Here is a 9864-nt window from a genome sequence, read left to right as displayed (position 1 = left end):
CCCTACTGCCCCGACCGAGCCTGGCTCGAGTTTGCTGTCCAGTTGACGGCCATCCTCAAGGGTCAGCTGCATTTCAATCTGATTCGCTGCCGCAAAGCGTGGTAGCACGCTGGCTTCGGTGCCATACCCAACGGGCTCCCACTTGCCGCTGTCAGCACCAGGCTTGGGCAGGTAAAAAGTATGCTTGTCCTGGAAAACCGCTGGAACATTCTCTTGGGTAAGCAGCACGGGGAACGCGGTGATCCTGGCTTTGCGTCGCCGCTCAAGAACACCGAGCTGTGCCATCAAACGGCTGTCATCCAAGGGCTCCAGCACCCGCGTCACGGAGGCTCCGGTGCCGGTTTCCTGAGCCCAGGCCACGCCCATCTTGTCGAGTTCTCTACGGTCTACATCGATCTGCCACAGCGACACTTCGATTGGTCGCTTGGGCTTGTCCAACTCCGCCACCAGTTCCTCTATCACCTTGACCTGATCAGGCTTGCCCTTGATCAGCAAGCTGTTGGAGTCCGGGTAGGCCATCACCAACAGGCTCTTGTCAGCCAGCAAACCCGGAGGGCGCTGCCTGGCATCCTTCTGCTCGATAGCCAGCAGGTTCTCGATCATCGTGGCCATGCCCGGTACATTGACCTTGTCGTCACCCATGACGTACTGACGGTCTGCCACATGGGTGTTGAACACCTGCACCACACCGAAGGCCTGTTTACCGACACGCACTTCGGTGCGCGGCCTGTCCATCAGTTGGGCCAGGTGCAACACCTGGTTCACATAATTAGGTGGCCCGGACACATAGAACGTGCGCGCGCCGCTCTCTCTGAGCGGATAACGTGATTCATCAAGCCCCGAACGGCGCATGAACCCGCGCAACCTGTCGACCGGAATGTGCCGCAGCGCAACCGCCGAGCTTTTTGCTTCGCTGGCGTCATACAGGTAAAGCACCTGCCCGTCGCTGTACCAGATCAGGCCCTGCTGCTCGGCGACGGTTGCGAGGGTCTGCTGCGCAGCCTCCAGATCGAAGGTGCCGCAAATGCGTTTACGCGCCGCTTCGCGGCTGACAACGACGGGCACCCCCAAAGAATGCGACAACGCACTGAAAAAGGTATGCAGGCTTTCATCCCGGGCTTCGTAGCTTGCGCCCCAGGCGCAGGCATTGGCCCACAGCAACGCACCGCACAGCAGCCAGCGGCATAGCCAGGGAGAGCTCATCGGTGATAGCTCATCAGGGTCGGTGAATCGATAGGCAACTTGGGTGTTCCTGGCAGTCGGGCGCAAAGAAGCGGCCATACTGAAAGGCACTCGAGTTTCAATCTTGATGGAAAGGTGACGGCAGGCTCCATCCGCCGCCCCGTGGCATGTGCCTTGCTACGGACTCTGCATCAAAGCCCGCGCCAACGTCGGAGCAGGCTTACAGACAAAGGCGTCGTTACCCGGCAATGGCTTGTACTGCCATGCGAAGGAGCGATGCTTTTTTTTTGACAGAAAAGGTAGGTGTTGATGAACGACTCGGTCGGCAACAGCCCGGTGAACACCCCACTGGCGTGGGTCAACGGCAGTGACGCCCCGGAAAAGAGCAGCCTGGACCTGGGTTTCATGGCACTCACCGACTGCGCTTCATTGGTGGTCGCCGCCACCCAGGGATTTGCCCAACCCTACGGCCTGACGCTGAACCTCAAGCGCCAATCCTCCTGGGCCAGCCTGCGCGACAAACTGGTCAGCGGTGAACTGGACGCCGCCCACAGCCTGTACGGGTTGATCTATGCCGTACACCTGGGCATTGGCGGCGTGGCGCCCACCGACATGGCGGTACTGATGGGGCTCAACCAGAACGGCCAGAGCATCAACCTGTCCCACGGCCTGCAACAGCAGGGCGTGACCACTCCTGAGGCACTCGACCGCCACGTGCACCAAAGCCGAACAAAGCTGACGTTCGCCCAGACATTTCCCACAGGCACCCACGCCATGTGGCTGTATTACTGGCTGGCGAGCCAAGGCATTCACCCGTTGCAAGATGTAGACAGTGTGGTGGTGCCGCCACCGCAGATGATCGCGCACCTGCAAGCCGGGCGCATCGACGGTTTTTGTGTCGGTGAGCCTTGGTGCGCCAGCGCGGTCAAGCAAAACCAGGGGTTCACCCTGGCCACTACCCAGTCGATCTGGCCAAACCACCCAGAAAAAGTGCTCGGCTGCACCCAGGCGTTCGTCGATCACTACCCAAACACCGCCCGCGTACTGGTTATGGCGATCCTCGAGGCCAGCCGTTTTATCGAACAAAGCCAGGAAAACCGCCGCTCCACCGCACAACTGCTCAGCGCTCGCGAGTACCTCGATGCCCCGCTCGACTGCATCGAACCCCGCTTGCTGGGGGCTTATGACGACGGCCTCGGCAACCAGTGGCAAGACCCGCACGCCCTGCGCTTTTTTGCTGATGGCGAGGTGAACCTGCCGTACCTCTGCGATGGCATGTGGTTCATGACCCAGTTTCGACGTTGGGGCCTGCTGCGCGAAGACCCGGACTACCTGGGCGTGGCTCGCCAGGTGCAGCAACTGGACCTGTATCGCCAGGCCGCGACTGCCGTTGGCGTCCCGGCCAACGCCCAAGACATGCGCAGCAGCCTGTTGATCGACGGCAAGATCTGGGACGGCTCCGACCCCGCCGCCTACGCCCGCAGCTTCCGCCTGCATGCCCTGGCGGACCTTACCAGCCGCCAGGCACTGCGCTGACAGGACCACGACTATGTTACGAATCCTGTTGATCAACGACACCCCGCGCAAGGTCGGGCGCCTCAAAGCCGCTTTGACCGAGGCCGGTTTCGAGGTGATCGATGAGTCCGGCTTGACCATCGACTTGCCGGCGCGCGTCGAAACGGTGCGCCCGGACGTGATCCTGATCGATACCGAGTCACCCGGTCGCGATGTGATGGAGCAAGTGGTGCTGGTCAGCCGCGACCAGCCGCGACCCATCGTGATGTTCACCGATGAGCACGACCCCAATGTGATGCGCCAGGCGATCAAGTCAGGGGTCAGCGCCTACATCGTCGAAGGCATTCAGGCCCAGCGCCTGCAGCCGATTCTCGACGTGGCCATGGCCCGCTTTGAAAGCGACCAGGCCTTGCGCGCCCAGCTCCAGGCCCGTGACCAACAGTTGGCCGAGCGCAAGCGCATCGAGTTGGCCAAGGGCATGCTGATGAAAATGAAGCACTGCAATGAGGAAGAGGCCTACACCCTGATGCGCCGCCAGGCCATGAGCCGCCAGCAGAAATTGATCCAGGTGGCCGAGCAGATCATCGCCATGAGTGAGCTGCTCGGCTGAACTGGCGCAGCTCTTGCTAAGCACTTATTACAGGTAGCCAACGGCGGTTGCCCCTTTTACGACAAAGACGTCGCCCATCCGGTTTGCACTCGCGAACTCGATGGCGGCGTTTTTTTTCGTTTTGGCCCCGGCGATTGGGGCCAACAGGCCTTCTGACAAGACCCCCAACCGTTGAGGTGCGTGATGAAATCAAGCTTCTGGAAATCCGGGCACACCCCGACCCTGTTTGCCGCGTTCCTGTATTTCGACCTGAGCTTCATGGTCTGGTACCTGCTGGGGCCACTGGCGGTGCAGATTGCCGCCGACCTGCACCTGACCACCCAGCAACGCGGCCTGGTGGTGGCCACGCCAATCCTGGCAGGCGCGGTGCTGCGCTTTTTGATGGGCATGCTGGCCGACAAGCTGTCACCCAAGACCGCCGGGCTGATCGGCCAGGTGATTGTGATCGCCGCCCTGTTCGGCGCCTGGAAACTCGGCATCCATAGCTACGAGCAAGCGCTGTTGCTGGGCGTGTTCCTGGGCATGGCCGGTGCATCCTTTGCAGTCGCCCTGCCCTTGGCCTCCCAGTGGTATCCGGCTGAGCACCAAGGCAAGGCCATGGGTATTGCCGGCGCCGGCAACTCCGGCACCGTGTTTGCCGCCTTGCTGGCGCCGGTACTGGCCGCCGCATTTGGCTGGAGCAATGTGTTCGGCTTCGCGCTGATCCCGCTGGTGCTGACACTGATCGTGTTCGCGTGGCTCGCGCGTAATGCGCCCGAGCGCCCGAAAGCCAAGTCCATGGCCGACTATTTCAAAGCCCTGGGCGACCGCGACAGCTGGTGGTTCATGTTCTTCTACAGCGTGACGTTCGGCGGCTTTATCGGCCTGGCCAGCGCCCTGCCCGGCTACTTCAACGACCAGTACGGCCTGAGCCCGGTGACCGCCGGCTACTACACCGCCGCCTGTGTGTTTGGCGGCAGCTTGATGCGCCCATTGGGCGGCGCGCTGGCCGACCGCTTCGGTGGGATTCGCACCCTGCTCGGCATGTACGGCGTGGCAGCGATTTGCATCGCCGCCGTGGGTTTCAACCTGCCAAGTTCCTACGCCGCACTGGCGCTTTTCGTCTGCACCATGCTCGGCCTCGGTGCAGGTAATGGCGCGGTGTTCCAACTGGTGCCCCAGCGTTTTCGCCGCGAAATAGGCGTGATGACCGGCCTGATCGGCATGGCGGGCGGCATTGGCGGCTTTGCTCTGGCGGCAGGCATGGGCGCGATCAAACAGAGCACCGGCAGTTATCAGCTGGCCTTGTGGTTATTTGCCAGCCTTGGCGTGTTGGCCTGGTTCGGCCTGCACGGCGTCAAGCGTCGCTGGAGAACCACGTGGGGCTCGGCCGCCGTGACCGCCGCACGCGTCTGATGAGCCTGCAACTGAGCGTCGCCCAGGCCAGCGCCATCGGCCCGCGGGCAGAAAACCAGGACGCCCTGCGGGTGGTCACGCCCATGCCGGAACTGGCCGCAAGCAAGGGTTACCTGTGCGCCATCGCCGATGGCGTCAGCCAATGCGCCGACGGTGGCCTGGCCGCCCGTTCAACCTTGCAGGCGCTGGCCCTGGACTACTACGCCACGCCGCAAACCTGGGGCGTGGCCCAGGCACTGGAGCGACTGTTACTGGCACAGAACCGCTGGTTGCAGGCCAACGGCGGTGGCCAGCCGCTGCTGACCACCCTCAGCGCCCTGGTATTTCGCGGCCAGCGCTTCACCCTGGCGCATGTGGGGGATTGCCGGGTGTATCGCTGGCTGGACGGCGAGTTGCAGCGCATCACGCAAGACCATGTGTGGGAACAACCGGGCATGCAGCATGTGCTCAAGCGCGCCCTCGGCCTGGATCAGCACCTGGTGCTGGACTTTCTCGACGGTGAACTGCGCGAAGGCGAGTGCTTCCTGCTGCTCAGCGATGGCGTGTGGGCCACGTTGGGCGACCACAGCATCAGCGCGATCCTGCGCGAACAAACCAATCTCGATGTGGCGGTGAACACGCTCGTCAGTGCCGCACACCTGGCCGCCAGCCAGGACAATGCCAGCGCGCTGCTGGTGCGTATCGACCAGCTAGGCGCCGCGACCCTGGGCGATGCGCTGGTGCAGTTGCAGCAATGGCCGCTGCCACCGCCCCTGAAGGCCGGGCAACGCTTTGAAGGCTGGCAGGTTGAAAGCCTGCTGGCGCAAAGCCGACAGTCATTGCTGTACCGCGTGCGCGATGCCCAGCAACAAGCTTGGCTGTTGAAAACCTTGCCGCTCAACCGCGACGATGACAACGACGCCGGCCAAGCCTTGCTGTCGGAAGAATGGTTTCTGCGACGAGTGGCCGGGCGCGCGTTTCCTGAAGTGCATGCGGCCAGTGGGCGTCAGCATTTGTACTACGTGATGCGTGAATATTCGGGGCAGACCCTCGCGCAGCTGTTCCAGCAGCAAGGCCCGCTGCCCTTGGCGCAATGGCAGTCCATTGCCGAGCGTTTGCTGCGGGCAGTGGGCCTTCTGCATCGACGGCAGATCCTGCACCGTGACATCAAGCCGGAAAACCTGCTGCTGGGCGATGATGGCGAATTACGCGTGCTGGATTTCGGCCTGGCCTACTGCCCGGGGCTTTCCGAGGACCGCGCCCATTTGCTGCCCGGCACCCCAAGTTTTATCGCGCCCGAAGCCTTCAGTGGCGAACGTCCTACGCCGCAACAGGATTTATACAGTATCGGTGTCACGCTCTATTACCTGCTGACCGGGCATTACCCCTACGGTGAAATCGAAGCTTTCCAGCGGCCACGTTTCACCCAGCCCGTCAGCGCCAGTCGTTACCGCCCCGATTTACCGGACTGGTTGCCGTTGAGCCTGGAACGCGCTGTGGCCGCACAGCCCGCAGAACGTTATGAAACCGCCGAGGAATGGTTGCTGGTGCTGGAACAGGCCGACCGCCGTGAATTGAGCGTACGACCCAAACCGTTGCTGGAGCGCGAGCCGCTCAAGGTCTGGCAAACCCTGGCGACCGTCTCGCTGCTGGTCAATCTGGTGCTGCTGTACTGGCTGCTGCACCACTAGGGGGCGAATTCCCACGCAATATCGATGGGAATCCCAATAAAACGGGCGTCCGGCGACTTGGCACAACCGCTGCATTAGCTTCATCAACAACTCACATATAGCCGCCCCTTCAACGTCGAAGGGTCGAGCTTCCCGAGAGAACGGGACCGGACAAAGGTGTCCTCGCCAGGTAACTGGTGGGGGCGCCTTTTTTTGTTTGCGCACGATTTGTCGAGCCATTGCGGAGAACGACATGAAGAAACTCAAACTGGTGATGATCGGCAACGGCATGGCCGGGGTTCGCACCCTTGAAGAATTGCTCAAGCTGAGCAGCGACCTGTACGACATCACGGTGTTCGGCGCCGAGCCCCACACCAACTACAACCGCATCCTGCTGTCACCGGTGCTGGCCGGCGAGCAGACCTTCGAAGAGATCGTGCTCAACGACCTCGACTGGTACCTGGACAACCACATCAAGCTGTTGCTCAACCGCAAAGTGGTGCAGATCGACCGCGTAAGACGCATCGTCATCGCTGAGGACGGCAGCGAGGCCGAGTACGATCGTCTGTTGATTGCCACCGGCTCGACGCCTTTTATCCTGCCAATCCCCGGCAATACCTTGCAGGGTGTGATCGGCTACCGCGACATCGCCGACACCCAGGCCATGATCGACACCGCCAGGACCCACAAGCACGCGGTGGTCATCGGCGGTGGCCTGCTCGGCCTGGAAGCCGCCAACGGCCTGATGTTGCGCGGCATGCACGTGACCGTGGTGCACATCGGCGAATGGCTGCTGGAGCGCCAGCTGGACAAAACCAGCGGCCAGTTGCTGCAAACCGAACTGGAAAGCCGTGGCCTGGTGTTTCGCCTGTGCGAGCAAACCCAAGCCCTGCACGACGCCGGCAATGGTCGTGTCGGCTCGGTGCAGTTCAAGAATGGCGACATCATCCCCGCCGACTTGGTGGTGATGGCCGCCGGCATCCGCCCCAACACCGAACTGGCAGAGAAATCCGGCATCCCCTGCAACCGTGGGATTCTGGTCAATGACACTCTGCAAACCTACGACCCGCGCATCTATGCCATCGGCGAGTGCGCCAGCCACCGTGGGATCGCCTACGGCCTGGTGGCGCCGCTGTTCGAACAGGCCAAGGTCTGCGCCAATCACCTGGCCCAGTTGGGCTTTGCCACTTACAAAGGCTCGGTGACCTCGACCAAGCTGAAGGTCACCGGTATCGACCTGTTTTCCGCCGGGGATTTCATGGGTGGCGAAGGCACTGAGACCATCACCCTCTCCGACCCGATTGGCGGCGTGTACAAGAAGCTGGTGATCAAGGACGACATCCTGGTTGGCGCGTGCCTGTACGGCGATACCGCCGACGGTGGTTGGTATTTCCGCCAGATCCGTGAGAACCACGCGATTGGCGAGATTCGTGATCACCTGATGTTTGGCGAAAATGCTTTAGGCGATGTCGGCCACCAAGGCCAGGACAAAGCCATGAGCATGGCCGACAGCGCTGAAGTCTGCGGCTGCAACGGCGTGTGCAAAGGCACCATCGTCAAGGCGATTCAGGAGCACGGGCTGTTCAGCGTTGACGATGTGAAGAAGCACACCAAAGCCGCCAGCTCCTGCGGATCCTGCGCCGGGCTGGTGGAACAGATCCTGATCAACACCGTGGGCGGCGCCGCCGACGTCAAACCCAAAAGCGAAAAAGCCATCTGCGGCTGCAGCGACCTCAACCATGGGCAAATCCGCCAGGCGATCCGCGACCAGCACCTGCTGACCATCGCCGGCACCATGAGCTACCTGAACTGGCGCACCCCCAACGGCTGCGCGACCTGCCGCCCGGCCCTGAACTATTACCTGATCTCCACCTGGCCCGGCGAGGCCAAGGACGACCCGCAATCGCGCCTGATCAACGAACGCGCCCACGCCAATATTCAGAAAGACGGCACCTACTCCGTAGTCCCACGGATGTGGGGCGGCGTGACCAATCCGTCGGAGTTGCGGCGCATTGCCGATGTGGCCGACAAGTACAACGTGCCAATGGTCAAGGTCACCGGTGGCCAGCGTATCGACCTGCTGGGCATCAAGAAACAGGATTTGCCCGGTGTGTGGAAGGACCTCGACATGCCCTCCGGCCACGCCTATGGCAAATCCATCCGCACCGTAAAGACCTGCGTAGGCAGCGAGTTCTGTCGCTTTGGCACGCAGAACTCCACGCAGTTGGGCATCGAACTGGAGCACGACCTGTTCAATATGTGGTCGCCGCACAAGGTCAAGCTGGCGGTGTCCGGTTGCCCACGCAATTGCTCTGAAGCGGGCATCAAGGACGTCGGCATTATCGGCGTCGACTCCGGGTGGGAGATGTACATCGGCGGCAACGGCGGGATCAAGACCGAAGTCGCGGAGTTTTTCGTCAAGCTGAAAACTGCCGAAGAGGTGCGTGAATACAACGGCGCGTTCCTGCAGCTGTATCGCGAAGAGGCTTTCTACCTCGAGCGCACCGTGCATTACCTGCAACGGGTAGGCATGGAACACATCAAGAAAGCCGTTCTGGAAGACCCGGCCCGGCGCCAGGCCCTCAACGAGCGCCTGCAATTCTCGCTGTCATTCGAACAAGACCCGTGGAAAGAACGCCTGGAACAGCCGCTGCTGAAAAAGGAATTCGAGGTCATCCCCGTCAAACAGCTGGAGGTGTCGGCATGAACTGGCTGGATATCTGCGCCCTCGATGAAATCAACGCCCTGGGCTCGCGCATCATCAATGGGCCAAAAGGCGATATTGCGATTTTTCGTACCAGTGACGATGAGGTTTTCGCACTCGATGACCGCTGCCCACACAAAGGCGGGCCGCTGTCCCAAGGCTTGATCTACGGCAAGCGCGTGGCCTGCCCGCTGCACAATTGGCAGATCGACCTGGCGTCGGGTGAAGCCCAGGCGCCGGACATCGGCTGCGCCCATCATCACCCCGCCCGCGTAGAAAACGGCCGGGTGATGCTGGCCCTGCGGGACGCCGGTTGATGAACCGCCAGACCACCGCGTCCACCTGCTGTTACTGCGGCGTGGGTTGCGGCGTGCTGATCGAGCATGACGGGGTGCAGATCCTGGGTATGCAAGGCGACCCGAACCACCCGGCCAACTTCGGCAAGTTGTGCAGCAAGGGTTCGAGCCTGCACCTGACCGGCGACCTGACCGCCCGTGCCTTGTACCCGGAACTGCGCCTGGGCAAAGGCCTGTCCCGCGCCCGCACCGACTGGGACACCGCCCTGGACCACGCGGCCAACGTGTTCGCCGACACCCTTGCCGAACATGGACCGGACAGCGTGGCGTTTTACATCTCTGGCCAGTTGCTGACCGAGGACTACTACAGCTTCAACAAGCTGGCCCGCGCGCTGGTGGGCACCAACAATATCGATAGCAATTCGCGGCTGTGCATGTCTTCGGCAGTGGTCGGCTACAAGCGCAGCCTGGGCGCCGATGCGCCGCCGTGCAGCTATGAAGACCTGGAGCTGT

Annotated in this window: 8 protein-coding genes; 7 read left to right on the top strand and 1 reads right to left on the bottom strand. The window is 62.0% G+C overall.

The genetic code is table 11. The features are described from left to right. The coding region (gene sctC, locus FEM54_RS15030; RefSeq protein WP_138451664.1) for a type III secretion system outer membrane ring subunit SctC at positions 1-1203 on the bottom strand (1203 nt) is incomplete at its 3' end. 288 nt (positions 1204-1491) lie between these two features. On the opposite strand from sctC, the gene FEM54_RS15025 reads away from it, so the two are divergent. From FEM54_RS15025 to FEM54_RS14995, 7 genes are all read left to right on the top strand, one after another. After that, positions 1492-2718, top strand: coding sequence for a CmpA/NrtA family ABC transporter substrate-binding protein (locus FEM54_RS15025; protein ID WP_099548803.1), 1227 nt, complete (start codon positions 1492-1494; stop codon positions 2716-2718). Between the two features lie 13 nt (positions 2719-2731). Continuing rightward, complete coding sequence (locus FEM54_RS15020; protein ID WP_053257467.1) at positions 2732-3307, top strand: ANTAR domain-containing response regulator; 576 nt, start codon at positions 2732-2734, stop codon at positions 3305-3307. A 183-nt stretch (positions 3308-3490) separates the two neighbouring features. Next, positions 3491-4702, top strand: a complete 1212-nt coding sequence (locus FEM54_RS15015) for a nitrate/nitrite transporter (protein WP_058422064.1) — start codon at positions 3491-3493, stop codon at positions 4700-4702. Continuing rightward, positions 4702-6372, top strand: a complete 1671-nt coding sequence (locus FEM54_RS15010; RefSeq protein WP_138451665.1) for a bifunctional protein-serine/threonine kinase/phosphatase — start codon at positions 4702-4704, stop codon at positions 6370-6372. Before FEM54_RS15015 ends, FEM54_RS15010 begins: the two co-directional genes overlap by 1 nt. A gap of 232 nt (positions 6373-6604) precedes the next feature. Beyond that, on the top strand, positions 6605-9058 hold the full coding sequence (gene nirB / locus FEM54_RS15005) for a nitrite reductase large subunit NirB (RefSeq protein ID WP_138451662.1): 2454 nt from the start codon (positions 6605-6607) through the stop codon (positions 9056-9058). Then, entirely contained in the window at positions 9055-9372 is a 318-nt protein-coding gene (gene nirD / locus FEM54_RS15000) for a nitrite reductase small subunit NirD (protein ID WP_017134764.1), read from the top strand. The genes nirB and nirD overlap by 4 nt, the downstream gene beginning before the upstream one ends. Then, positions 9372-9864 (top strand): molybdopterin-dependent oxidoreductase (locus FEM54_RS14995; protein WP_171045844.1); only part of this gene is annotated, 493 nt, incomplete at its 3' end. The genes nirD and FEM54_RS14995, both read left to right, overlap by 1 nt.

This window comes from Pseudomonas edaphica (genome assembly GCF_005863185.1).
In the GTDB taxonomy this organism is placed as follows: Bacteria; Pseudomonadota; Gammaproteobacteria; order Pseudomonadales; family Pseudomonadaceae; genus Aquipseudomonas; species Aquipseudomonas edaphica.
This window is presented reverse-complemented; position numbering and strand designations above follow the sequence as displayed.

Excerpts from the sequence above, each read along its gene's own strand:
- FEM54_RS15020 (WP_053257467.1), top strand. The coding sequence starts at position 2,732 with ATGTTACGAATCCTGTTGATCAACGACACCCCGCGCAAGGTCGGGCGC.
- FEM54_RS15015 (WP_058422064.1), top strand. The coding sequence starts at position 3,491 with ATGAAATCAAGCTTCTGGAAATCCGGGCACACCCCGACCCTGTTTGCC.
- nirB (WP_138451662.1), top strand. The coding sequence starts at position 6,605 with ATGAAGAAACTCAAACTGGTGATGATCGGCAACGGCATGGCCGGGGTT.
- nirD (WP_017134764.1), top strand. The coding sequence starts at position 9,055 with ATGAACTGGCTGGATATCTGCGCCCTCGATGAAATCAACGCCCTGGGC.
- FEM54_RS15025 (WP_099548803.1), top strand. The coding sequence starts at position 1,492 with ATGAACGACTCGGTCGGCAACAGCCCGGTGAACACCCCACTGGCGTGG.
- FEM54_RS15010 (WP_138451665.1), top strand. The coding sequence starts at position 4,702 with ATGAGCCTGCAACTGAGCGTCGCCCAGGCCAGCGCCATCGGCCCGCGG.